The sequence below is a fragment of the Kamptonema formosum PCC 10802 genome, from assembly GCF_000332335.1.
Taxonomy (GTDB): Bacteria; Cyanobacteriota; Cyanobacteriia; order Cyanobacteriales; family Oscillatoriaceae; genus Oscillatoria.
Window position 1 is genome coordinate 5,242,700 of sequence record NZ_KB235948.1, and the last position, 24,326, is coordinate 5,267,025.

The 24,326-nt window shown below is 53.7% G+C and carries 24 protein-coding genes; 13 read left to right on the forward strand and 11 right to left on the reverse strand.

What is annotated here, in order from left to right:
* Positions 1-10: 10 nt before the first annotated feature.
* The 5 genes from OSC10802_RS55795 (at position 11) to OSC10802_RS0123050 (ending at position 3,434) form a co-directional block, all read left to right on the forward strand.
* Positions 11-142 carry a hypothetical protein gene (locus OSC10802_RS55795; protein ID WP_017719130.1) on the forward strand — a complete coding sequence of 44 codons (132 nt, stop codon included), beginning with the start codon at positions 11-13 and terminating at the stop codon, positions 140-142.
* A 508-nt stretch (positions 143-650) separates the two neighbouring features.
* Positions 651-1,013 carry a rhodanese-like domain-containing protein gene (locus tag OSC10802_RS0123040; protein ID WP_017719132.1) on the forward strand — a complete coding sequence of 121 codons (363 nt, stop codon included), beginning with the start codon at positions 651-653 and terminating at the stop codon, positions 1,011-1,013.
* Positions 1,014-1,293: 280 nt separating this feature from the next.
* The gene (locus tag OSC10802_RS50735) at positions 1,294-1,482 is read left to right on the forward strand and encodes a hypothetical protein (RefSeq protein ID WP_155968240.1); all 189 of its coding nucleotides are present in this window, start codon (positions 1,294-1,296) and stop codon (positions 1,480-1,482) included.
* A gap of 129 nt (positions 1,483-1,611) precedes the next feature.
* The gene (hrcA, locus tag OSC10802_RS0123045; protein WP_017719134.1) at positions 1,612-2,688 is read left to right on the forward strand and encodes a heat-inducible transcriptional repressor HrcA; all 1,077 of its coding nucleotides are present in this window, start codon (positions 1,612-1,614) and stop codon (positions 2,686-2,688) included.
* 95 nt (positions 2,689-2,783) lie between these two features.
* Positions 2,784-3,434: a hypothetical protein gene (locus tag OSC10802_RS0123050; protein WP_017719135.1), complete on the forward strand. Its 651-nt coding sequence runs from the start codon at positions 2,784-2,786 to the stop codon at positions 3,432-3,434.
* A gap of 137 nt (positions 3,435-3,571) precedes the next feature.
* Here OSC10802_RS0123050 and OSC10802_RS0123055 read toward each other — a convergent pair whose 3' ends face one another.
* The gene (locus tag OSC10802_RS0123055; protein WP_017719136.1) at positions 3,572-5,995 is read right to left on the reverse strand and encodes a VIT domain-containing protein; all 2,424 of its coding nucleotides are present in this window, start codon (positions 5,993-5,995) and stop codon (positions 3,572-3,574) included.
* A 362-nt stretch (positions 5,996-6,357) separates the two neighbouring features.
* On the opposite strand from OSC10802_RS0123055, the gene OSC10802_RS0123060 reads away from it, so the two are divergent.
* Positions 6,358-7,653 (forward strand): glycosyltransferase, encoded by a 1,296-nt coding sequence (locus OSC10802_RS0123060; RefSeq protein WP_017719137.1) that lies wholly within the window; start codon positions 6,358-6,360, stop codon positions 7,651-7,653.
* Here the strand turns inward: OSC10802_RS0123060 and OSC10802_RS0123065 are convergent.
* Positions 7,645-9,039 carry a cytochrome P450 gene (locus OSC10802_RS0123065; RefSeq protein WP_017719138.1) on the reverse strand — a complete coding sequence of 465 codons (1,395 nt, stop codon included), beginning with the start codon at positions 9,037-9,039 and terminating at the stop codon, positions 7,645-7,647. The genes OSC10802_RS0123060 and OSC10802_RS0123065 overlap by 9 nt on opposite strands.
* A 72-nt stretch (positions 9,040-9,111) precedes the next feature.
* Positions 9,112-9,267: a hypothetical protein gene (locus OSC10802_RS50740; protein WP_155968241.1), complete on the reverse strand. Its 156-nt coding sequence runs from the start codon at positions 9,265-9,267 to the stop codon at positions 9,112-9,114.
* Positions 9,268-9,353: 86 nt separating this feature from the next.
* Between OSC10802_RS50740 and OSC10802_RS0123070 the strand changes: the two genes are divergently transcribed.
* The gene (locus OSC10802_RS0123070) at positions 9,354-10,685 is read left to right on the forward strand and encodes a phthiocerol/phthiodiolone dimycocerosyl transferase family protein (protein ID WP_155968243.1); all 1,332 of its coding nucleotides are present in this window, start codon (positions 9,354-9,356) and stop codon (positions 10,683-10,685) included.
* 60 nt (positions 10,686-10,745) lie between these two features.
* On the opposite strand, the gene OSC10802_RS0123075 is transcribed toward OSC10802_RS0123070, so the two are convergent.
* The 4 genes from OSC10802_RS0123075 to OSC10802_RS50745 form a co-directional block, all read right to left on the reverse strand.
* Complete coding sequence (locus tag OSC10802_RS0123075; RefSeq protein ID WP_017719140.1) at positions 10,746-11,195, reverse strand: SRPBCC family protein; 450 nt, start codon at positions 11,193-11,195, stop codon at positions 10,746-10,748.
* A gap of 152 nt (positions 11,196-11,347) precedes the next feature.
* Positions 11,348-11,932 carry a hypothetical protein gene (locus OSC10802_RS0123080; RefSeq protein ID WP_155968245.1) on the reverse strand — a complete coding sequence of 195 codons (585 nt, stop codon included), beginning with the start codon at positions 11,930-11,932 and terminating at the stop codon, positions 11,348-11,350.
* Positions 11,933-12,114: 182 nt separating this feature from the next.
* A complete protein-coding gene (locus OSC10802_RS0123085) occupies positions 12,115-13,731 on the reverse strand; it encodes a B12-binding domain-containing radical SAM protein (protein ID WP_017719142.1) in 1,617 nt (538 codons plus the stop codon).
* A gap of 779 nt (positions 13,732-14,510) precedes the next feature.
* Positions 14,511-14,801: a hypothetical protein gene (locus OSC10802_RS50745; RefSeq protein ID WP_198525171.1), complete on the reverse strand. Its 291-nt coding sequence runs from the start codon at positions 14,799-14,801 to the stop codon at positions 14,511-14,513.
* 212 nt (positions 14,802-15,013) lie between these two features.
* Between OSC10802_RS50745 and OSC10802_RS0123090 the strand changes: the two genes are divergently transcribed.
* Positions 15,014-15,340, forward strand: a complete 327-nt coding sequence (locus OSC10802_RS0123090) for an STAS domain-containing protein (protein ID WP_017719143.1) — start codon at positions 15,014-15,016, stop codon at positions 15,338-15,340.
* 118 nt (positions 15,341-15,458) lie between these two features.
* Here the strand turns inward: OSC10802_RS0123090 and OSC10802_RS0123095 are convergent, their stop codons facing one another.
* Positions 15,459-16,631 carry a PP2C family protein-serine/threonine phosphatase gene (locus tag OSC10802_RS0123095; RefSeq protein WP_017719144.1) on the reverse strand — a complete coding sequence of 391 codons (1,173 nt, stop codon included), beginning with the start codon at positions 16,629-16,631 and terminating at the stop codon, positions 15,459-15,461.
* Between the two features lie 579 nt (positions 16,632-17,210).
* Here OSC10802_RS0123095 and OSC10802_RS0123105 point away from each other — a divergent pair.
* Positions 17,211-17,681, forward strand: coding sequence for an ATP-binding protein (locus OSC10802_RS0123105; RefSeq protein ID WP_232731730.1), 471 nt, complete (start codon positions 17,211-17,213; stop codon positions 17,679-17,681).
* Between the two features lie 166 nt (positions 17,682-17,847).
* Here the strand turns inward: OSC10802_RS0123105 and OSC10802_RS50750 are convergent, their stop codons facing one another.
* Positions 17,848-17,994 (reverse strand): hypothetical protein, encoded by a 147-nt coding sequence (locus OSC10802_RS50750; RefSeq protein ID WP_155968249.1) that lies wholly within the window; start codon positions 17,992-17,994, stop codon positions 17,848-17,850.
* A 196-nt stretch (positions 17,995-18,190) separates the two neighbouring features.
* Between OSC10802_RS50750 and OSC10802_RS0123115 the strand changes: the two genes are divergently transcribed.
* Positions 18,191-18,679, forward strand: coding sequence for a hypothetical protein (locus tag OSC10802_RS0123115; RefSeq protein WP_017719148.1), 489 nt, complete (start codon positions 18,191-18,193; stop codon positions 18,677-18,679).
* 158 nt (positions 18,680-18,837) lie between these two features.
* The gene (cysE, locus tag OSC10802_RS0123120; protein WP_017719149.1) at positions 18,838-19,629 is read left to right on the forward strand and encodes a serine O-acetyltransferase; all 792 of its coding nucleotides are present in this window, start codon (positions 18,838-18,840) and stop codon (positions 19,627-19,629) included.
* Positions 19,630-19,767: 138 nt separating this feature from the next.
* On the opposite strand, the gene OSC10802_RS0123125 is transcribed toward cysE, so the two are convergent.
* The gene (locus tag OSC10802_RS0123125; protein ID WP_017719150.1) at positions 19,768-20,349 is read right to left on the reverse strand and encodes an Npun_F5749 family FMN-dependent PPOX-type flavoprotein; all 582 of its coding nucleotides are present in this window, start codon (positions 20,347-20,349) and stop codon (positions 19,768-19,770) included.
* Positions 20,350-20,440: 91 nt separating this feature from the next.
* Positions 20,441-21,007 carry a hypothetical protein gene (locus OSC10802_RS41375; RefSeq protein WP_017719151.1) on the reverse strand — a complete coding sequence of 189 codons (567 nt, stop codon included), beginning with the start codon at positions 21,005-21,007 and terminating at the stop codon, positions 20,441-20,443.
* Between the two features lie 124 nt (positions 21,008-21,131).
* On the opposite strand from OSC10802_RS41375, the gene OSC10802_RS0123135 reads away from it, so the two are divergent.
* Together OSC10802_RS0123135 and nrdJ are read left to right on the forward strand one after the other, a co-directional pair.
* Positions 21,132-21,839 (forward strand): IS1 family transposase, encoded by a 708-nt coding sequence (locus OSC10802_RS0123135; RefSeq protein ID WP_026098728.1) that lies wholly within the window; start codon positions 21,132-21,134, stop codon positions 21,837-21,839.
* Positions 21,840-22,803: 964 nt separating this feature from the next.
* Entirely contained in the window at positions 22,804-24,120 is a 1,317-nt protein-coding gene (gene nrdJ / locus OSC10802_RS41380; protein ID WP_232731731.1) for a ribonucleoside-triphosphate reductase, adenosylcobalamin-dependent, read from the forward strand.
* Positions 24,121-24,326 lie beyond the last annotated feature (206 nt).

Genomic DNA, 24,326 nt, shown 5'->3' on the forward strand with positions numbered 1-24,326 from the left:
CTGGCAAGAAATGCCCGATTTCTCTTCCATCGTTACCAACCGCCCGCGCGTGCAGCAATTGGAACGCCTGATTGATATCTACACCACCACTTCTAAACAGAAAGACCTGGCAGATGTGGAGGTAGGTTCCCCTGTTAGCTGAAATTAAGAATTTTTTGAACAATCCCGCTTGAATAGTTGCGCGTTTAAATTCATATCAAAACAGCGGTGCTCAAGTCTGGGGAAATTTCCCAGTGGGAGTGCTGCATTTTAATTTCCTCGTCTTTGTAAAGTTAAGTTAATTTTTGATAATTAATTTGTATTCCCGCTCAATTAAAGGCAGATTAAGGAAACGTAAATCATACAGTTTTAAGCCCTGCGCCGGGGAGCATCCCGATAGTAGTAAATACACCGAACGGTCTAGCTCTTTGGGTGGGTTCCCCTGGGGAGAGATTTTGGATGCCCGGATGCCGGGATGCCGGGATGCCCGGATTTGGGATTGGGGATTGACTGCTGTGCTCAATGCCCCATGCCCCATATCCCATGCCCCATGCCCCCCCAAGCCGCTGCCCCCCCAAGCCGCTGCCCCATGCTGATAAGAAATAGCTAGCGTGCCGGTGGGGATTGACTCTAAACTGGTTCTCACAGTCTTTGATTGACCCGTGAACCTGATGACCGCTCAATTTTCCAGTCAGTCCATCCCCCAGATTAGCGTTGAGGAACTGGCCAGCCGGCTTGGCTCAGAGCCCACCGGCACCCTGCAGCTGCTGGACGTGCGGGAGCCCGACGAAGTTGCCCTCGCTCACCTCCAGGGCTTTGAAAACCTGCCCCTGAGTCAATTTGGCGAATGGTCAGGCCAAATTACGGCCCGCTTCGACCCGCACGCCGAAACCATTGTCCTGTGCCACCACGGCGTCCGCTCCGCCCAGATGTGCCAGTGGTTGCTCTATCAGGGCTTCACCAATGTTAGAAATGTGGTGGGGGGAATCGATGCTTACTCCATCCTGGCCGATCCGTCAGTCCCCCGCTACTGAATAAAAGCAGATAATTTGCATAGCTACATCTGACTGTCCCTCCTCTTATCCTCCCTTTAACCTTTGCGAGAGTGGGCTTCATAAACTCACGAACCTTCCGGGTCGCGAGAGCGCAAAGTGTGCGATTTTAAAGCGATTATTTAGGAGCAGAAAACTTAACGTTTGTTAAGCTGGCAGCAGTTGGTTGCTTTTGCTACCGCAGTAGAAATCAATTCCGTGCGAAACTGCAATATCTGGTATCTTGCTATAATGCGCCGCCGGCGATAGCAAGTGAAAGCGCTTGCTGAACCCCTCTAGGTTTCCCTCTATATCTATTGCAGGAAAGCAGAAATATGGGCTTCACAAATCTCCCCCTCACCCGCGAAAAAAAGACTGGGGACTGGGAAGTGGGGACTGGGGAAAGATTCCTGACTCGCCCCAACCCCCTCACCCCATCCGCCTCTCCCCCACCGGCTACACCCCCCTGTAATATCGCGCTGCCGGCCTCCAAGGGAGCGATATGCCGCCCGGCAGCTAGCTGGAGCGGGTTTTTTTTACTATCATTTGAATCAAAGATTGTAAGTGTTTTAAACCTCTATTAAATTCAGCGTCTGCGCCAATGTCTGTGCAAGTAACTCTCACGAACCGACAGCAGCATATCCTGTGGGCAACGGTGCGGCACTATATTGCGACTGCGGAGCCGGTAGGCTCAAAAGCTCTGGTCGAGGAGTACAACCTCAGTGTCAGCCCAGCCACCATTCGCTCTTGCTTGAGCTATTTAGAAAAAGCAGGATTGCTCTATCAACCCCACACCTCTGCCGGTCGGGTGCCCTCCGACTCTGGCTACCGCGTTTACGTTGACCACCTGCTCGCGCCTTCCGAGGTGCTGACACGCAACCTGGAAAATGTGCTGCGCGACCGGCTCCACTGGGAAGAAACCAGTTTGGAAGCCTTGCTGCGGGGGGCGGCCCAGCTCCTCTCCACCCTCAGCGGCTACATTACCCTGATCACCATGCCTCAAACCACCACCAGTCGCCTGCGCCACCTGCAGCTGGTTTTGCTCGATCGCGGACGGGTGATGCTGGTTGCGGTCACAGATTCCTACGAAACCCAGTCCGTTTTGATGGAACTCACCACACCGGCAGACAGCTCGCCACCCGAACCAGAACTGGTGGAGCGCGAACTGCAGATCCTGTCCAACTTTTTGAACAGCCAGCTGCGCGAGCGCCCCCTGGCGGAACTGTCCCAGCTGGACTTGAGCGAACTCGACCGGCAATTTCAGCGCTATGCCGATTTCTTGAGAGCGCTGCTCGCCGATTTGACCCGCCGCCAGACGCCTGCTACTAGCCGCATTCTGATTAGCGGTGTGGCGGAAGTGCTGCGACAGCCGGAATTTTCCGAACTCAACCAAGTCCAGACCCTGATTCAGCTGCTGGAAGAGGAGCAAGACCAGTTGTGGCCACTGATTTCCGCAACCAAGGTCTCCGAAACCGCCGGCAAGCGGGTGAATGTGCGGATTGGCGCGGAAAATCCCCTCGAACCGATCCGCACCTGCACCCTGATTTCTGCTAGCTACCGCCGGGGTTCCGTGCCGGTGGGCAGTGTCGGTGTCTTGGGCCCCACCCGCATGGTCTATGAAAATGCTATCGCAATGGTGGAAGCCGCAGCAGATTATCTCTCGGACGCCCTGAGTTAACCCCGATTTTATATTTTAGATTCTGGATTTAGGATTCCTAACTCATCTAAAATTTAAAATCTAAAATCTAAAATCTAAAATCTAAAATTCTTAACATGGTCAGAAAAATTGGATTTGGGCTGCTTTGGGTTGGGTTTGTCTCCTATGCCTTTCTCCTCGCACCACGCGACCGGCCTGATACTTGGGCGCTAATTCAAAATCTCTCCACCGGCAGCTGGCAAGGCATCAACCCTATAATCGTCGCCCTGTTCAATATCATGGGCGTCTGGCCAATCATTTACAGCTGCGTGCTGTTTATTGATGGCAGGGGGCAGAAGCTGCCAGCTTGGCCATTTGCGGCGGCGTCGTTCGCGGTGGGTGCTTTTGCCCTGCTCCCCTATTTGGCGCTGCGCCAGCCCAACCCACAATTTCCCGGGCAAAAAAACGCTTTCCTCAAGGTTTTAGATTCCCGCATCACCGGCATCTTCCTGACTTTAGGCGCGGCAGGTTTGGTTGCTTACGGATTGGCAAACGGCGACTGGGGCGATTTTATCAGGCAGTGGCAAACGAGCCGGTTTATCCACGTCATTAGCTTGGATTTCTGCATGCTGTCTGCGCTTTTTCCTGCCCTGCTGGGAGATGATATGGCGAGACGGGGTATCAAAAATACCGCACTTTTCTGGACAGTTTCGCTGATTCCTCTTTTTGGCCCCCTGGCTTATCTCTGCCTGCGGAAGCCGGTGATTGAAGCCGGTGGCGAAGCTTGAGCCCGCACCCTACAACTTGCCGGTGCGCGCAGGCGAGACGCCTGCGCTACGCCCTCTCGCCTGAGGGGGAGAAAAAATAAAGTTTTCCCTCGTTCCCAGGCGGTGCCTGGGAACGAAAATAGAGTCCCCCCTGCCGGCTACGGGTTAATCCGCAAGGTGATGCGCACCGTGCCGGCAGCACCCGAAGGCACTTTCCAGCTGAGCAGGGCTCGCTTAATCGGATCGAGTACCGCTGGCGTGTCTAGCGTCGAGAGTTCGTCATCCAAAACAATCCGCCCCACGCGACCATTTTGCACCGGCAGCTCCAAGACAATTTCACCGCTAAAACCGGCAGGTAGCTTGACATTTTGCAGGTATTGTGTTAATAAAGCCGCTATCGCTTCATCCAAGCCGGTGATGCTGACCACTTCCAGGTGGGGATTGGCTGCCGGTGCCGGCTCGCTTTCTTCCTCGGAAGGGCTGCGGAAAAACAGCCCCCGGGCGCGTTCTATCAAACCGCCACCGGGCGCGGCACTTTTTGCTTGGGACTTGGCCGGTCGCCGCCGCTGCAAGAATTCCGGCGCATCAGCAGCCTCAAACACGATCCCCATTTCTGGCAAATCTTCCTCTTCATCTTGGTACGCTTGCGGCGCAGGTGCTGGCATCCCACGACCTAGCATCATTGGTTGCGCTGCCATAGCTGAGCGAAAAACCGGCTGGTTTGCCGGCGCGTCACCAAAAATCCCCTCATAGCTGACGCCTTCGGGCATTTCCACCGGCACTTGCACTGAGACGCGCTCGCCTTCCGGATCGACGCGCACTTCTTCGCTGACAGCCACAAATGCCGTGTATTGCGACAGTAACTGATAAGTCAAAGCCGTATCTGTTACCGCCTCTACCAGAGATTTCTTTTCGCCGGCAAACATTTGATTCATCAAGTCTTTAATCCGCTGGCGTCCCCAAAGTTGGGCGATGGCGGGATTGCCGGCTCCCTCAAAATTGAGGCTGAAAGTATTCTCGTAGAGCTTCCCACCGGCGGCGGTGCCGGTGATGCGAAGAGTGCCGGCAGTGCGGTCTTGTTTGCGCCCAAACAAAACCAGCGGCTGTTCGGCAAACAAGTCTGGCGGCGTGGGGGGGTAAATCACCGGCGCTTTTCCTTTGCCTTTCCAGCTGATTTTAATGTTCGCCAGCACGGGATTGTTAATCTGGCGGAAGAATTTCTCGGCGACTCCCTCCGCCGGTTCGTCTTGGCGGACGACTTGGCAGGTCCCCCGCCCGATTTCTGCGATGCGATTGAGCAAGAAGCGGTTGACGGAACTGCCGGTGCCAAAACTGTAGAGGCGATTGCCTTCTTTCAGGTGCTGCTGCACTTCAGCAAGTATTTCACTGTCGTTGCCAATGTAGCCATCTGTGATCAGCACAACACTCCGCAGTCGCCCTGCCGGTGCCGGTGGGAAATTCAGCACGGCGCGAATGCCATTGAGCAATTCGGTGCCGCCATTGGCTTGCAGGTTATTGATGCAGTCAATTGCCAGGGTGCGGTTTGCCTCTGTATTCGGCAAGGGGCTGGCGGAGAGTTGCCGTGCTGTACTGGCAAAGTCTATAATAGTAAAGGTGTCGTCTGAATTCAGCCCGCTGATGAACCGGCGCATCAGTTCTTGGGATTTCCGCAGCGGATCGCCAGCTTGGGAGCTGGAGGTATCCATCAGGAAGACGACATCTTTGGGGACAATCTCATTGCTGCGGTATTCCAAAGCAGGGATGAGATAAAGGGCGAAATGACCGCCTCGCTCACCAGCTTCGGTTAGCACAGTGGCTTGGGTTTTGTCACCGGCTACCCGATAGCGCAGAATTAAATCTTTGTTAGGAATTGTGTCTTCTCCGCCGAGTCGCACGCGCACGATTGAGCCTTCGTGCTCAATGCGAATCTGGTGGGAAGTTGAGCGGACATCAGAAACCGGCACGCCGGCATCGATTTCCACGGTGACGCCAATATCGTGGCGAGAGCGAGTTCCTGGCGGCACAACCGGCGGACTGATGCGGGAGGCGTCGGGCACTTGGTCTGTATCGCCGGTGCTGTCAATTTGCGTACCGGGGATATAGCGCGGGCCCACTACCATTGGGAAGACGAATTCGTAATCTCCGCCTTCAAATTTCAGGCTGTCGGTGTAGCGGATGATAGCGTCGATTTGCTCTCCGGGCTTGATGTTGGCGAGCGACTGTGTGAATATATTATCGCGCTCTTGTTCGAGCAGGCCGGCGGTGCGCCCCTCTCGTTTGGCTTGTTCGTAGATTTGTTTGGCTTCTTCGCGTTTTTTGATGCTGCCTTTGATAATGCGGTCGCCGATTTTGATTTCCATGTCATCCACTGCGGCTTCATCCGGCAGCGGGAAGATATAGACGGCTTCTAAGGGGTCGGTAAAGGGATTTTCAAAGGTTTGCCGCACTTCGCACCGGGACAGGTTGCCGGCAATTTTGGCCAGCACTTCGGTATGTTTCAGGGGGAAAACCAGTTTCTGGCCCGATGGGGATTGGACATATAGGCCCCCTAATGTGGAGCGGTCGCGTGCTGCAGTTGGCATAGGTATTTACCTCCAGAATTTTCAGGTGTCCAGTGGGCGACCGGTGGCGGTTAGCTCTATGCTAGCTGCGGCGAGCCGGTGTCCCAACAGACTTAATGAAGACTTAAGAGTGTGCTTTTCTATACCATCGCACTTCAAAGGATGCGAACGCTCCGCCGTTACAGTTACTGTAACCGGCCTTTTGCAGCACAATTTTGTGGGGGAGAGGAGCGCCGGTGTGCGAATTTCCCCTCGCTACCCTCGTTCCAAGGCTCTGCCTGGGAACGCCGCTTTGGAGGCTCTGCCTCCTTAAGTACCCACTTGGGTTAAAATCCTAAAAAATTCACTATCTGTCAAACTTTTCTTTATTTCTGGAGTTTCCCATGACTCATTTTGGCATCCTCTGTCCCGCAGCAACTGGCCACCTCAACCCGATGACCGCCTTGGGGCGGGAGCTGAAACTGCGCGGTCATCGCGTCACCCTATTCGGAATGCTCGATGCTCGCGCCAAGACAGAAGCAGCGGGATTGGAATTCTGGGCGATTGGAGAGTCTGAGTGTCCTGCGGGGTTTATGAGAGAATCGCTGGCTAAGCTAGGGAAACAGAGCGGGTTGGCTGCCTTTCGGTACAGTAGCAGTCTGGCGAAGCAGATTGGTTCTGTGCTATTTCGCGACGCCCCAAAAGCGCTCAAAACAGCCGGTGTGGGGGCATTGCTAATAGACCAAACGGCATTTGAGGGCGGGACTGTTGCAGACTTCCTGGGAATTCCCTTTATTACTGTGTGCAGCGCCCTGATGGTGAATCAAGAGGACAGCGTTCCGCCGTTTTTCACATCTTGGAGTTACAATCCAGTCTGGTGGGCGCGTCTGGGCAACCGAGCCTGTTACGGGTTGCTCAATCGCTTCACGCAACCTATTGTGCAGTTTGTGAACGAGTATCGCCAGCAGTGGAAGTTGCCCCCCTATTCTGACTCCAGCCAAATCTTTTCCAAAGTGGCACAGTTGAGTCAGCAGCCGGCGGAGTTTGAATTCCCGAGGCAGCATTTGCCGGAGTGCTTCCATTTCACCGGCCCTTACCACAACCCAGCCGGTCGGGAACCGGTATCTTTCCCGTTTGAAAAGTTGACCGGGCAACCGCTGATTTACGCTTCGATGGGAAGCGTACTGGGGAGCAAACAGGAGATTTTTAAGTGTGTGGCGCAGGCCTGTCAGGGATTAGACGCTCAGCTGGTGATTTCTCTCGGGGGTGCCGGCAGCCCAGAATCCCTGCAAGGATTGTCTGGAAATCCCCTGGTTGTTGGGTATGCGCCGCAATTGGAACTGCTGCAAAAAGCCCGGCTCACGATTACGCATGCGGGGTTGAATACGACTCTGGAATCTCTCAGCAATGGGGTGCCGATGGTGGCAATTCCGATTGCCAGTGACCAGCCGGGAGTGGCAGCGCGGATCGCGTGGACAGGATCTGGGGAGTTTGTGCCCCCTGCTAAGTTGAGCCCCCCCAAGCTGCGAACTGCGATAGAGCGGGTGCTGGGGGAAGAGTCTTATAAAAAGAATGCCGAGCGGCTGCAAGAAGCGATTCGGCGAGCCGGCGGGGTTTCTCGCGCAGCTGATATTATAGAGCAGGCGATATCCACCGGCAAGCCGGTTTTGAGAACTAATGAATCCCAGGTTTCAAGCTGAACTAGAGCTAGTTTGGAGGATTCGCTCATTTTGAGAGCGCATCCCCGTCACCACCATCGGGACACCATCTGCCGGTCCCAACAGGAAGCGCCGGCGCACCGGCTGCACCGGCTTGCTATCTGCCAGTTCCATTTGAGTGCGAGACAGCACTGTGGCTAGCACCAGTTTCATCTCAAACAGGGCAAAGGCCATGCCAATACAGCGGCGGTTGCCGCCTCCAAAAGGCAAATACTCATACGGAGAAAATTGACGCTCTAGAAACCGCTCTGGCTTAAATTGTTTCGGCTCTGGATATAAATCTGAGCGATGATGGGTGAGATAAATGCAGGGAACCACCAGAGTCCCAGGCTCTAACTGGTAGCCCGCAACCTGTAGCGGTGATTTTACCAGTCGATTTACTCCCAGCATTGCCACGGGGTAAATGCGCAGCGTTTCACAGCAGACAGCATTCAAATAGGGCAGTCGGAAAATGGCGTTCGGATCGGGGTTTTCGCCGAGAGTATTCAGCTCTCGCACCAGTTTCTCACACACCTGCGGCAGGCGGTGAATCCAGTAGAAAGCCCATGCCAAAGAAGTCGCGGTAGTCTCGTGACCCGCCACCAAAAGGGTGAGCAACTCATCGCGCAATTCCACATCTGTCATCGGCTCTCCCGCATCATCGCGAGCAGCCATCATCAAAGACAGGATATCAGTGCGAGAGGGATCTGGTTTCTCCCGGCGCTCCTGAATTTCGGCGTAGATGAGTTCGTCAAGTTGCTGCCGCAAGCGCAGGAACTTTCCCCACGGACTCCAAGGGCCTAAATCTCGTCGCAGTGATGGTAAAAACAGCGTGAATGCAATCAACAAAGGGTTTTTTGGATTGAGGATGGCAATCAGGAGTTGCTCTATCTTTTCGTAACGCTGCCCGTCCTCTAGACCAAATACAGCTTTCAAAATCACTCGGAAGGAGATTGCTTGCATGGACGGAAGGACTGAAAAGGGTTCGCCAATCTTCCATCCGCCAGTCACTGCTAGAGTGATGTCGCCAATCAGCTGTCCGTAGGCCCGCATCCGCTCCCCATGCAAGGGAGGTGTCAGTAGCTTTCGCTGGCGCTGGTGGGGTTCTCCGTCGAGCGACAGCAGTGATTGCCGCCCTAGCAAAGGCGAGCTAACACCGGCGGGCTCACCAGAGTCTAGCTGTTTTGGATCGGCGGTAAAAATCTCCTGAATCAGCTGGGGGTTGCTAATGAATACTTGAGGAATAAAAGTTGGGCCAATCCGCAGGGTGAAGATATCACCGTAGCGTTGGGCGCAGTCTTCCATATATTCCAGGGGCTTGGCCATCCACTTGAGCGTCTGCAGCAACGGTAGAGTCTGGGGACCGTCAGGCAGTTTAGATGCTGGCATTTTTGTCGTTCTCCTAATCACTGGCTACCAATTATACGGCGGCAGCTTTAAAGATTCTCTCACAAGATGTCATCAAGATGCCATACCGGCACCGGCAGCCAATCTCAAATCCACCGGCAAACCCGTTTCTGCAGTGCGCGCTTCCAGCCCCCACGGGCATTTGGGCTGTAGTTTCGCAGCGCCGGCAAGGGAAATTGGCCCCGCTAGCCGCAACGGTGCCAGGTCCAAGCTGGAGCGGCTCGGCCAGCTACCTGCCCAGTCTGATTTCCCAGAACTGTGATATTGTAAGGAATTATGGAATCTCGGAGGGAGTGGTGATTAATAACAGAGAGCTCGTCCCCATCGAGCAAGCTATGGAAATCTTAAATCGCCAGGCTGGCTCTTTCAATGTGGTAACGATTAGCCGCGTCAAGGGACCACTGACTGAAGAAGTTGTCAGGCAGGCACTCAACCTTGTCCAGTGCCGTCACCAGCGTCTTAATTGTCGTATTGTCGGGTCGCTGGACAGTCTCCGCTTTGAAACTGAAGGGACGCAAAAGATTCCGCTGCGTGTTGTGAGCGAGGGGCACAAGGAACAGTGGGAAGAAATCGTTTTGGAAGAGCTGAATGTTAAAATTGACAGTAGCCAATGTCTGGTGCGAGCCGCACTTGTTCGTTTGGAGAGTGAGAGCAGCACCAGTTATCTAATTACAGCAGTGCATCACGCCATAACAGACGGGTTATCAAGCATCCGACTGCACTCAGAAATATTGAGCTACTGCCAGAGACTTGCCTGCGGTCAACAAATCACTCAAGTCGCCAGCTTATCCCCACTTCCAAAACTGGAGGAGCTATTTCCGGAATCGGTGAGGGGGCTCAGAGGTGCGGTGAAGGGTGTGCTGCTGTTATTGCGGCTTAAGTTCCAGCTGCTGTTGCACCGGCCAGAAACGTTGGGTTTCGAGAAGTGTGTTCCCACCGAGTTGCGCCGGTGCGGGTGGGTGACAAGACGGCTAGACGAAGAGTTAACGCAACAGATCGTCAAGATTTGCAGGCAGGAAAAGACAACGGTACAAGCAGCTTTGTGCGCCGCGCTGATGTTCGCAGCAGCGAGAAGAATCAGTGGCGGTAAAACAAGAGATGTGCGCGTGTTCTGCCGGTCTGCTGCAGATGTGCGGAGACGTTTGAACCCAGCAGTCAGCGATGAAAACATGGGGATACTGGCTTCATCTCTGAATTCATTTTGCTCCCTGAGAGCGAATACATCCTTCTGGGAATTAGCGCGGGATGTGAGACAGCAGCTTGAAGCGGGTTTAGAACGAGGCGATATATTCAGCTCCCTGTTGATGTCGAGGAAAATTACCGAGTCTGTTCTCGCCCGCCCTAATGAAGTGCCTGGAACGGTGTTTGTGACTAACGTGGGTCGCGTAAATATACCCACCGCTTACGGGCCATTTGAACTGGAAGAAATCAGCTACGTTCCAGCGCAGGCTGCGTTTGGGGGTATTCTCGGTGCGGCTGTCACAACCTTTCGGGGAAAAATGGTTTTTAATTTCATGTTTTCTGAGCCTTCCATCAGTCGGGATACGATGGAGATCCTTGCCAACAGCGTAGTGTTCTGTCTTGCTGACGCTTGCAAGGAAAAGGTTGGGCTCACTCTAATGGGATGACAGGTCGCCGGTAGATATCGGACAGGCGATATCCACCGGCAAACCCGTCCCCAGCACTGATTAATCTCGCTCGCACTCCCGTTTCGTGACCTCGTGCCGGTAGCGAAACATCTCCTCCAGACGCGACAGCACCCACATGCTGAGAAAAAGCTCAACCAGCCACCCACCGGGTAAGGCAAAATCGATGGCATCCGTCAGCTTCGTGCTGCCATTTTCCTCAGCAAATAAATGCCGGTGCGTCCAGCTGGCCATTGGCCCTTCCACCTGTTCGTCAGCAAACAGCCGGTTTTTTTCGCAGGCGGTGTGACGCGCCACCCAGCGCACGGGAAATGGCCCCAACCACAGGCGAAATTCCGAAATCGCCCCCACCTCAAGCCCCCCCTCGCGGCGCACGATTTGCACCGGCTGCCAGGGTGGGGTGAGAATTTTTAGAATGTCCGGTCTTTCGTGGAAATTCCAGACGGCTCCCACCGGCGCATTAATTAATACAGAACGTTTAAAGTGCAGCATCCCGATTTTAGATTTTCACCAGCCAATTTAACGAAGCGGCAGCCGACTGTATTTGCCAGCCCACCACTCCCTGGGAACGATCCTTAAACGCACCCCACTTCTGTAGAGCCCCGACATGTCGGGGCTCTAAGCCTTTTCCAAATCATTTAAACTTACTCTTTTCCCGATTGCAGCACCTCTTCCCTGCCGATGACCTCGCCATTCTGAGTGACCACTAGCTCTTCGGAATTGATAGTGTATGTCACATCCCCGTTCCTCGCAGCAAAAGTGACACCGTCATAAGCTTCGATCGGCAAAGTCACGTTGCTCTTCGTCTCATTTCCCTTTTCCATCCCGACGTAAGTACGCATTCCCGTCTCATTACTTTCGCAAATATATATCTTGTAGTTTTTTGTCTCGAACCACCGGATCGCTCCTGAACGATATCCGCAAATCGCGTCAGCCAGCAACACCGGCCTGCTACTCGGTGAAATCCCCGACATAGCCGGCTCTAAATTGCCCGTTCCTGCCGCCTCCTGGAAAGCCGCCGCACCATCGGCAGCGCCCCCCGTCACTCCAACTGCCTTTACCGCAGGGGCGAACAGCAAACACGCCCCCGCACTCAACAGGGCCAGCTTCATGGCCCGCATGCAATTCATTTCCGGTTTTGCCGGTGCCATACTTTTATCTGCCTTTAGCTCAGTGGTGCTGTTCCGCAGAAATGAGGGAGCAACGCCCTCAACTCTTTGAGATATCAATTTACACCCTCGGCCAGCTATTTCTCTCCGGCCTTAACTATTTCTTAATTATTGGGTGCCGGCGGCGGCTCAGTCAAGCCAGGATCGAGGGTAGAATCCAGTGACTCTCCCCCGCTCACCCTCGCCCAATCTGGCGTATTCCATAGCAGCCCGTTTGCCAGCGCCGAAGCGCCGGCGCGATCTTACTGGGGAAAAAGAGCCGCCGCTGCAGCTAGGTGCTTTTGCAGGGTAGCGGCAGGCAGGGGTCCGAGCAAGTGGCTCCAGGGCAAAACTTGCTCTAAAGACCAGTGGTCGCGGACGTAAAAATCCATCTCGGGCAGCTTGCCGCGCAGCTCTTTGAAAGCCCGCCGGTAACTGCCGAGAGAGTCGCCGTAGTGCCGCACTAATTCTAACAGGTGAGACAGCCGCCGGTCGCCCCTGGAAAGTAATGCCTGAATCACTGACCAGTTGTAACTTTCGGGGCGAAAATCAGCCCCCTCGCGCCGCAATTGCTTTTCCAGGAACTTCAGCCGCTTTTCCGCCTCTCCGCTCACCCCAAACCACTGAAACGGCGTGTGAGCTTTCGGCACAAACGTGCTGCAGCCCAGCGTCAAGCGCAATCCCGGCGCGGCTTTTTTAATGTCTCGCACCATCGCCACTGTTTGCTCTATATCTGCCGGCTCCTCCCCGGGCAGGCCCACCATTCCGTAGAGCTTCAGCCCGCTCAAACCGCCGGCTTTGGCATTAACAGCAGCTTGGATAATCTCATCATTTTTGAGTTTTTTGTTGATGATTTCCCGCAGTCTTTCGGAACCGCTCTCCACCGCAATCGTCAGCGAGCGGGTATCTCGATTAGCCAGAATTTGCGCTAACTTCTCGGTGACGGTATTTGTCCGCACCGACGCTATACTCAGCCGCACGCTGTCATACTTTGGCTGGCTCAAATAATCCAGCAGCGTGTCAAATTCTGGGTGCTGGGTGACAGACGCGCCCAGCAAACCCAGCCGGTCAGTGACTTGCAGCCCCCGCTCAATGGCGGGAATCAGGGAATCTCCCACACTCGCCGTTCTAAACGGCAGGGTTAGATAGCTCGCCAAACAGAACCGGCACATTTCCGGACAGCTGCGCACCACTTCCACCATATAGATGTTTTCCCACGCCGCTTTTTCTGTCACCACCGTTGAAGCCGAGAGAATATTGCCCCGGTAAGTTTGCTTTTGCACCTGCGCCGGAATTTCGGGGAATGCCGGCGCTATCGATTTTATAGCCCCATCCGGGCTGTGATACTGTACCTCATAAAGGGTGGGAACATAAACTCCCGGCACTTGTGCGAGATGCCGCAGCTGAATTGACCTTTCAGCGTTGCGGACTTCCTTGTAAGCTTCGATGAAATCTCCCAGCAGGGTTTCCCCATCTCCGAGCAAAATAACATCAAAGAAATCTGCGAAAGGTTCTGGGTTGGCCGTCAAAACCGGCCCCCCACCGAATACAATCGGATTGCTTTCAGTCCGATTCGCCGCCCGAATCGGAATTTCTAGGAATTCCAGCAGGCTGAGGATATTGACATAATCAAGCTCCCATGATATTGAAAATCCCACTAATTCTGGAGATGCCGGCAGTGGCTCGCGGGTGTCTGCAAACAGCCGGCTAACCCGCACGTCGGGGCGCATGGCTAAAGTCGCCCACACCACTTGATAGCCGAGGCTGGTTATGCCAACGCTGTACTCGTTGGGAAAGGCAAAAATAGTGGGCACCGCACCGCCATCCGGGGTTGCCGGTGTGAAGAGGAGTCGCTCCGCAGAAAATACGTCAGCCGTCACAGATGAGTTAGAATTGCATGCTTTACACGTCTATCTGCCATTTTATCTTTTTTCCAGGCACCGGCAAGGGGTGCCCCTCCTTTCACCGCTCCCAGCCTGAGACTGGAAACGGCAAATCTACAGGCTCTCCCCCTCTCAATTTGGGCGGCGCAAGACGATCGCCCTGTCTCAAGTTATTGCCGTCAATACGTCTGGCGGGGGATAATCCAGCCTCTGTTTTTTGGGGAGGGGCAGCAGCGCTGGCTTATTTATATTGGATTTATAGCCATAAAATTGTGAGATTCAGGAGCAAGGTGGGTTGGCTATACTTGCGGGAACAGACTTAATGAGAAGCCCGTACACCATCCACAAGAAGCTGCCCGTGCAGAAGAGTCCCGGCATTTATAAAGAGACATCTTTGGCTTTGCGGCTTTTCCAGTTTTTCATTCCTTGCCGCACCAAAGCTCCCGCTATTAGGGGGCAGCTGTCAGTCCTAAAATGTTAATATACTCCATCTGAATCGTTTGGATTTTCCCGGATTTTTAGGGCGATTATAACATATTTATAGGCTGGTATGGGGAGAAGTCGTTTGGCAAGAAATGACTTGCCGCTAGCGGGTAGTGGGGCCAGACAAAAGAGGCATCTGGAAGTAGAAGCAGCGCTTTTTCCGCTTCACTTCCCTCCTGTTTCAGTTGTTTGGCACTGGTATTTAGGGCTGGGAAAACGTTTCTCCCGCCTTTGATGTTTTTTATTTGAGCTGGTAGAGGCTTTGATTTCCGGTCGGTCGCTGACGCCAGCAGCTAGCTAGCGGTAAATTTTACTACTATACTGTAAGGGGCAAAAGCGGCACCGGCAGTCCGGGATCGGGCTCCAGACCTTGTGGGGACGCGACATGTCCCGTCTCCATTCCACACCTGCCAGCACCGGCACCCGATGTCCCCACGGCGTGATGGCCCCAGGCTCACGATCGCCCGCACCCCCACCCCAGAAACTGGGCGGCGGAAAGTCCCGAAAGGGCGTGGCGGAGTCAGGGGTGCCGGTGAGTGCGGGCACCCCTTGCGGTGGCCCACTGCGGTCGCGCCGGCATCCAAGCCCCCGAGTCGTTAAACGCCATCCATGTGAGGTATAGTTGCCAAATGGGGGTGCATCCTTTCGCTTTATCTGAGCAACAATTGATTGCGAGCGTCCAGCAACGAGAGCAATTCCTACCGGCTCTCTCCAAACCGGCAGCCCATTCAGGTTCAGCCGGGGACAGACCAGCCCAACAGCCCAAATGCAGATTCACTCACGAACGCGGAAATCTATGAGTCCTGTTGTGAAAGTTCTTCAACCCTCTGGCCTTTTAGACGGTACGAAGGCCACTCAAGTGCGCGAAGAGATTAACGGTATTCTTAAGCAGGGAGCAGATATCGTATTAATCGATCTGAAGGATGTCACCTTCATTGACAGTTCTGGTTTAGGTGCTCTGGTGTCAGCACTCAAAGCCGTGCGTTCTGCCGGGAGCAAGCTGTTTATCTGCTCGATCAACGCTCAAGTCAAAATGCTGTTTGAGCTGACGAGTATGGATCGCGTATTTCAGATTTTTTCCAACCAAGATGAATTTAAAAAGAATGTCCTTTCAGCAAATTAAGGGACTTTGGGCTTGATTTAATTTAGAATTTTGAATAGGGAATTTTGAATTTATAATTTTAAATCTACCCTCACAATTCCTCATTCAAATTCACCCCAAGGTCCCTTGAGTATAGCCGCTAACCGAAATTGATTTGCAGCAGGGAAAGATCGTCGTCAAACGAGTCTTTTGAGCTGACTTTCCGAATGGAATTTAACAGATGCTCCACATCGGCAGTCTCTGTCTGCCTGTAGTGCGCCGCCAGGTCGATGAAGGCATCCATGCCCCACAGCGTGCCGTCAGGTTGGTTAATTTCGTAAACGCCATCACTAAAGACATATAGGGTGCTGGAGGTGTCAATATCGCAAGACTCGCATATATATTCTGCTTCAGGGAACATGCCAATCGGCAAGCCCGGTGTTTTCAGCTTTTTCACCTCGGGGAAGGCTGGCGTTTTCCCGGAGAGCAACACTGCCGGTGGGTGGCCAGCGCTGGCATAAACCAGCCGCCGCTTGACTCGGTGATACACCCCATACCAGATTGTGAAGTATTTGTCAACGTAGGCAGACCGCTGGTGATTCAGCTGGAAATACTGATTCAGGGCATACAAAACTTCGTTGGGCTGAGAAAAATTGGTGTTGGGCAGCGAGCGCGAGCGCAGCAGGTTCAGCACCAAAACTGAGAGCAGCGCCGGTCCGACACCATGTCCCGCCACATCCAGCAGGTAAATGACCAAGCGATCTGGATCGAGCCAGTAGTAGTCAAAGCAATCGCCCCCCAGCTGTTTGGAGGGAATAAACTTCGCCTTGACACTCACCGGCTCTCCCTCAAAGGTCGATGGCAGCAGCGACTGCACGTAGTCCGCCGCATCAGCCAAGTCCGCCTCCAAAATTGTCTGTTTGCTTTGCAAATCTTGATTGAGCTTTTGCAAATCTTGATTTAGCTGGTGTATCCTCAGTCCCGCTCGCACCCGTGCGTTCAGCTCATTGATCTCAATTGGCTTCGAGAGAAATTCATCCGCGCCGGTATCCAGCCCTATCACCCGATCCTCGATTTCCCCCCGCGCCGTCAGCAGGATGAAAAATGTCGCTGACAGCTCTGGATTCGCCTTCACCCACCGGCACACCTCAAGCCCATCCATCAGGGGCATCATCCAGTCACTGATAATTAAGGCCGGTCGCAACCGCTGCGCCTGCTCAATCCCTTCTTGCCCATTTGTGGCCACTGTCACCTTATAACCCTGCTTTTGCAGCGCTTTCGTCAGCACCAGCCGAATCGTAGGGTCATCATCAATCACTAGAATTTGTGTCATATGGTAAAGCAACTGCAAGGGAGCCGCTTAAAAGTCGATAATAGCCTAAGATGCCAAAAATGAAAAGGAGTTTTACCAAGATAGAGTTTACAGAAAGTGCCTGCGCTTCAAAAAGCAGCGGCCACCCCGTCATATCACCTCCTCTCTCGCAGCTCTCGCCCCTGTGAAAATGTTAAATTTTCTTACACAACGTTGCGCGTCATCCCAGTCACTCTTGCCCCTGCCGCCACCGGGCTCGGCTCTAGTCCACTGCGACGATTTGCTCTCACCAGAAACAATTGCGGTCGGCAGCCTCCCCTCTTTACTCTCAATAAATTACTCACCCTTTGATTGCGGTTTTTTTACATCGAGCCCTCGCCGGCGGGCCATTTACAGGTTAGCACGAGCCCCCTCCTGCCGGCAGCCCCAGCCTCGGGCCAGCCAGTCGGCCCGACTGGAAACTGAACCCCCTCGCCCCCGCGCGCCCCGACCGGCACGAACGCGCAGGTGAGCCATTTATAGTTTAATAGAAGCCAGCGCCCCCGCATGCTTTTTGAGCGGTTTAGCTTGAATTTATTAATGTCAACTCCCCCGAATGCTATGAGCGAACGCGAGGCCATGAAATTAAATGATTGCGGCAATTTGCCCTCCCTCCAAAAAGCGGACATTCAAGTCAAAACAGACATCAGCGCTCTCTCAAAAGTTCTAGCATGGTTCGACCAATTTAACCGCCCTCCAGTTCCCAAATACATTTGGATGCAGTGCCAGTTAGCCCTGGCGGAGGGATTTACGAACGCTGTCCGGCACGCCCACAAAGGGAAACCCCCTGAAGTGCCGGTCGATATCGAGGTAACAATTTTCCCTCAGCGATTAGAAATACGCATTTGGGATCGCGGACAGCCCTTTGATTTAGAGCAGCGCCTCAGAACTATGCCGGCCCAAGTGGATGCCGATGATGAGGGGGGGCGCGGTCTGAAACTCATGCGGCAAATCGCAGATTGTCTGAATTACACGCACACTGATGGCCAGGGCAATTGCTTGCTGATTCTTAAAGAGTACCCCCACTTGTAACCGAGACGGAAGGGACCGCCAACAAGCCAGAAGGTTAAAAACTTCTCCCCCGCCTCCCTTGCGCGCAAGCGCGTCCTGCGACCCGTCGCAAGACGCGATTCGGCGCATTCGCTCGATTCTCCCCTTTTTGCACCTCCCATACAATACTCATCATCCGGACTGGAGATCACTCTCCAAACAGCCAGAAAAACACCAGCAATAAAACGGACAGACTTAGCCATGTCGGCAGATCCAAAAAGTTAAGCGAGTCCAGCGGCAGGAAGACGAAAGCTTTAATCAGCAGCCAGCCGCCAAAAATCATAACCGTCAACATTATCAGAGGCTCGCTCACAACCCAAACCCAAACGCGGCGTTGAAACTGTATCAAGTGTCTGTGGCAGAAATAAAATTGTCACCCCCCCGCCATTGAACTCCTCATCGCTTGCTACCACTGAATTAGCACGCTCTGAATTCTCCCCTGAGAGGAGACAGAAAGTAAACGTCTGAGATATTTAGGAGATAGTGGGGGAATGTTTAGAAGCACCCTGCAGTGGTTCAAATACGGCTGTTTCCTGGCTGCGGTGACGGCACTGAGCAACCTGCCGGCTCTTGCAGAAAAGCCTATTTTTGGTAAAATCAGCCTCGCACCGGGCTTTCCACCCTCAGCAGCCGTTGTCACCGGCTACACCAGTGGCTCCACATCCCTGCCTGCCATTGTGGCTTCCAGGGATCGCCACGGCAACCCCTGTTTGGGCTTTGCTGACAGCGCCCCCGATTTGGTTCTCGTCTTGGAGAAAGACTTCCCTCGCCTGAGAGTCCAAGTTGATAGCAAACGTAAAGACACAACCCTGGCCATCATGGGGCCCGGCGGAATTGTTCGCTGCGGCGACGATACCGGCAAGAATAAAGATGCCAGCATTGAAGACTCTGACTGGAAAGCCGGCGAGTACAGCGTCTGGGTTGGAGGCATTGAACCGGCCCCGAGCGTCGATTACAAGCTCTCCGTGGTGCAGCCGTAACCCAGCTAAACCCAGTGTAACAGTCACCCTTGTGACGCGCTCCAACTCCGGGCCGCTTTCCTTGAGGCGCTACAATACGGCAGATTGGCAGACAGGCACCGGCAGCAAGGACGGTAAAATAGTCACTACTGTGTTTTGCCACAACTGCGTATCCTCCCGTGCTCAATACTCTTGTTGCCGACTTCCGCATCATCTTCGATCGCGATCCAGCCGCTCGCAACTGGCTAGAGGTTCTGTTTTGCTACCCGGGGCTGCAGGCGCTGCTGTTCCACCGGATAGCCCACTGGCTGCACGTCCTGGGAATTCCCTTCATCCCCCGCCTGATCTCCTACTTTTCTCGCTTCCTCACCGGCATCGAAATTCACCCCGGCGCGGCCATCGGCTTGGGCGTGTTTATTGACCACGGCATGGGCGTTGTCATCGGCGAAACCGCCATTGTCGGAGACTACGCCCTCATCTACCAGGGAGTCACCCTCGGCGGCACCGGCAAGGAAAGTGGCAAGCGTCACCCCACCCTCGGCGAAAACGTCGTCGTCGGTGCCGGTGCCAAGGTACTCGGCAATATCCAGATCGGCAACAACGTCCGCATCGGTGCCGGTTCCGTCGTCCTGCGCGATGTCCCTTCCGACTGCACCGTAGTCGGCATTCCCGGTCGGATTATACATCGCTCCGGCGTCCGCGTCAACCCCCTGGAACACGGCCAGCTGCCCGATTCCGAAGCCACCGCCATCCGCGCCTTGCTCGACCGCATTGAGGCGCTCGAAGAACAAGTCCAAACCCTAAAGCGCCAGCCGGCTCTTGTGCCCGCTGTTGTCCCATTCGACCGCCCCACCCCCAGCGCCCCGGCACTCTTGGATGCTTCCCCTATCCTGCCCCCCGCAGAGCTCGCCCCCAAGTGCCGCATCCGCGACAAGCAAATTCAGGAATTCTTGGATGGCGCAGGCATCTAGCCGGTCAGGCACAGCGCATGGCGCATGGCGCATGGGGAAGATCTACGCGCTGCGCTGGCGCGCCCGCACCGAACGGCCAGAAATTCGCTTTTGCCCAAGGCCCAATGCCCCATGCCCCATGCCCCGTTCCCAATCCCCTCAGGGATTCACCGGTTGGACTTCCCAACCCCCCTCGCTGTCGAGCCGGTAGATGCAGCGATTTTGGGGATCGCCTCGCAACTCCAGATGATCCACAATTGCCGGCAAAAGCAGCAGCAGGCAAAAATGCGGTAAAGGCTCTCTGTCTGCCAGTGAGCTAGGCGCAAAAGCGCCCGCATCCGCTCTCGGTTTACCCGGATGTGGCCAAGCAAACTGCGCTCGTGCGCCCTCAGAGATTTCCTGCCAAGCAATCTGCCGGGCTTTTTGCAGTTCTGAGTCCGGCTCAGTGTCTCGCACCAGCCTCAGCATTCCCGAAATGCGGAATTGCTCCCGCGTTTTCGGGAAATACCAGCAAGCCTCTCCCCAGGGATTGCTGTCAATTTGGCCGGCTTTCTCGCTGCGGGCGTCTGTGACAAATTTCAGCTGGTTGGTGTCGTCGAGAAAGCCGCGAAAAACAACAGTTCGGTTGGCCGGTTTGCCGTCATTCCCAACCGTCGCCAGTTGCAAGTAGCGGGCGTACACTAGGCTGCGATTGCGATAAAGGGCGCGGGCTAAAGGCGTTCGCCAAAGAGCGAGAGGCATGCAAATTTGAACTTGGTTAAGATAGGGCGTAGGGGCGTTACAGCGAGCGCCCTAACGCCCCCTCTGCATTAATATCCCAAATATTATATCATTAAGGATTAAAATATTCTAGCGACTCCGTGACCCGGACAGCCTCTTCCGGACTGATGTTCTTGCAAGCCGATTTAGAACTGGCGGGGGGAACCCCCTCAGAGGTGCAGGCGTTGCGATAAAAGTTGCCATCCTTTTCCATCCAGTCAGAAAACATATAGCTGCGGGAGTTAGCCGCTTTTGCAGACTTCCCGTAATTCAGCTTGTAACTGCTGCCAAAAAACCGAGAGCTCACAGGTAAGCTGGATTCCAGTTCCGGGTTTCTCCCCCCACCGCCGATCGCTTCAATCGCAAAGCAGGAATTATTCGAGTCTCTGTAGAATATAATATATCGAGGCGCGCCGCCGGCACTTCCCGGAAGGATTTCCGCCCGCACGATCTTAATCTCAAATCCGGGTGGGATATAAGTGGGGACAGCAATTCTTAGGCCGAGAGACTGCAGCAGCTGCACTTGAGCCGGTGACAGTTGAGTGCCGGTTCTCTGCGCCAGTGCGGCAGAACCAGTTGCCGCACTTATAAATAAGGTACTCAAGCAGCAAAGTGCGGCGATTAAGGGTGAGGTTTTCATCGCTAATTATCCGTTAATTTTTGTTAAAATTTGTAGCATTTATAAATGAGTTTCGGGGAGTGCTGCAAAGTAAGGACAGGTGTGCTAGAATGGTAATTCTATCATGCCAGAAAACTTGAATTTTATGAATTGTCCACGCTGCGGATCTGAAAACATCGTTAAAAATGGCCTCACTCATAGTGGGAAGCAAAACTTTAAGTGTAGAGTCTGTGGCAGACAGTTTATTGAAAACCCCAGACATCAACCTATTACAGAAGAAACAAAAATCTTGGTAGATAAGCTTTTACTAGAGAAAATCCCCCTAGCTGGAATTGCCCGAGTAACAGGAGTGTCTCTCAGGTGGCTGCAATACTATATCCATCAAAAATTTGCCTCAGTTCCCAGACAGGTTCAAGTCAAATCAAAAAAAAAGGGCAAGCTAACCATTCAATGTGATGAACTGTGGTCATTTGTAGGTCACAAGGGCAACAAACAGTGGGTCTGGCTGGCTATTGATGTGTTAACCAAGGAGATTGTAGGAGTATATATTGGGAGCAGAGATGAAGCCGGTGCCAAAGGTCTTTGGGATTCTCTCCCACCAGTTTATCGCCAATGCGCTATTAGTTACACAGATTTTTGGAGTGCTTATTCCAGAGTTTTTCCTCAAAGTCGGCACAAAGCAGTAGGGAAAGAAACCGGCAAGACTTTCTATATAGAACGGTTTAACAATACCCTCAGGCAAAGAGTGTCAAGATTAGTTAGAAAGACTCTGGCATTTTCTAAAAAACTATCGAATCATATTGGGGCGATTTGGTATTTTATCCATCCTTATAACTTTTCTTTACAGAAGTGATCCACATTCCTGTATCCTTACTTTGCAGCACCACCGATTTTCGCAACTTATGGCTGCCCAGATACCGTGAGCATCCCGATTATGTAGGGGCGAAGCATTCGGGCGAATAATCTCTCGGGAAAAACCAGCAATTGCTCATCCGAATGCTTCGCCCTCATCAGGGTAGTTTCAAAAACGGGTTGCTCCCCAGACCCCCGGTTTATTTGAGAAACCGGGGGTCTTAAATTTACACAAATGATTTAGGCGCTAGAGCGGCACTCAGTTATATGAAGTCCGCATTCATAACCCGGTTTATTTAAGAAACCAGCTCTTTACTTACCTCACTAATATGAGGAGCGCTCTAGTTGAGAACTTCTATAAATGACCTCTAACTCGTCTTTAAATAGGGGGTTCAGTCCCCAGCGGTTGCTTGTATAGCAGCAGTCATATTGGTTAAAACAATAGAAGCTTCGGGAGCTCTGGAGCAAGGGAGGCCGAAATGTAGGTTTCCTAAATGCTTACTGCTCTATAGACGTAGGGCAGGCGTCCGCCGAGCCTGAAGGTCTAATGTTCTAACCTAAGTGCATACTGCTATATCTGTATTTTTGACCGTGCTGGCGGCAAAACCCAATAAACCGCTGGTTCAACAGTAGCCTCTGGGCGTGTTGCTGAAATCCCGAGCGATGAGTTCAACCCGCCTTTGTTGCAGTTTGGCAAAGCGCCGGGCTGTGCCGGTGCGGTTCAAAACCTAGAAAACCCTATCTTGGATGCTCGGGCTGTTTCTCTCCGCTTGACTTGAGCTACCCGCCCTCACCCCGGCCAATCTATTGTTGTCAACCTGTAATAGAGGGGCTTGCGAGAGCAGGGCAGCGCTCCCGGTGAAACTGGGGCCATCCTCTCGCGGTTGCGCCGGCGGGGTGCGGCCTGCGGCGGCTAGAATCAGTTAACCTCTAGTTATAGTGCAAAATGTCTCGTTTTTCAAGGTTTGACCGCTATATCTAAAATCGCTTACAGTGGGGAGCGGTTCAACAACAGCGAGACATCACCGATGATTAAAGGACTCGACCGAATACGCCAGACAGGGGACTTTCCAGAAACAGCACCGGCAGCCAACCCGGTATTCTTCAGGACATATAGCCGTCGCACGAGTGCCGGTCGCGAGACGTGGGAGCAGGTGTGCCAGCGCACCGTGCGGGGGCTGGCCAAACTCGGCCAGCTCACCCCCGAAGAAGCTGACCTGCTGTACCGGATGCAGCGCCAGCTGAAAGCCCTTTCCTCTGGGCGCTGGCTGTGGGTGGGGGGTAATGAGTGGATCGAGCAGCAAGAGAACTTCTCAGGCGCGTACAACTGCTCTTCGACAAACATTACCGACTGGCGAGCCTTTGGGCTGCTGATGGATCTGGCCATGATGGGCTGCGGCACCGGCGCAGTGCTCGAACCCCGCTACATCAGCAAACTCCCAGCCATTCGCAATCGCCTTAACGTAACCGTCGGAGGTGAGATTGGCTCAACCCCCGCCCACTTGCGCCGAGAGCTGACAGAAGTCAGGATAGAAGGCGGCGTTAGCGTAGCGCCTCCGCAGGAACTGGTGCGCATGTATGTGGGCGACAGCCGTCAAGGCTGGGTGGGGTGCTATCAAGCCCTGCTGGAACTGTCCACAGATGAGCGGTTTTCCGGAGAAGTTCAGGTTTTCGTTGACCTCAGCGATGTTCGGGCTGCCGGTGAGCCTCTGAAAGGCTTTGGGGGTGTGGCAAATCCTGTGAAATTGCCAGAACTTTACCAACGCTGCGCGGCTATACTGAATAAAGCCGTTGGCCGGCAGTTGAATTCCGTTGAATGCTGCCTGCTGATTGATGAAGCCGCTGTCTGTATCGTTGCCGGCAATATTCGCCGGTCTGCCGGCATGCGCCAGTTCCACGCTGAAGACACACTGGGAGCAAATGCCAAGAATAATCTCTGGCAGCAGGATGAAAATGGCAACTGGCGGATTGACCCAGAGCGCGATGCCCTTCGCATGGCAAACCACACTAGAATATTTCACCAAAAACCCTCAGAGCAAGAGTGCGTCGAGGCGGTGCGAAAGCAGTATTACAGTGGAGAGGGTGCCATCCAGTGGGCCGGCGAAGCCGTGGCCAGGGCTAATTGCGATTTGCTCTCGATATCAGAGCAAAAAAAAGACTTTCTGAAAGCTTATGACCGAGGAGAAGCTAGAGAGTGGTTGCAGGAACGCTATCCCAATATCGCTCCCGATGAGTTAGAACACCGACTCGCTCGTGTGGGATTAAATCCTTGCGGTAGCTGAGATTTTGCCGCCTAACCTGGGGACAGGTTAGACAGTCAGAGGGTGAATTGCTGGAAACCTAAACACATCCGGTGTGCGTGGCAATCAGCAGCGAAGCTCCAGATGTAAAGCCGTAAACTTCAGGGCTGGAGAACGTTCAGAGACTAGGCCTGCGGGAAACCAATAACGGTCAGATAGCGCCCTCCACCTAGAACAGGTGAAGATAT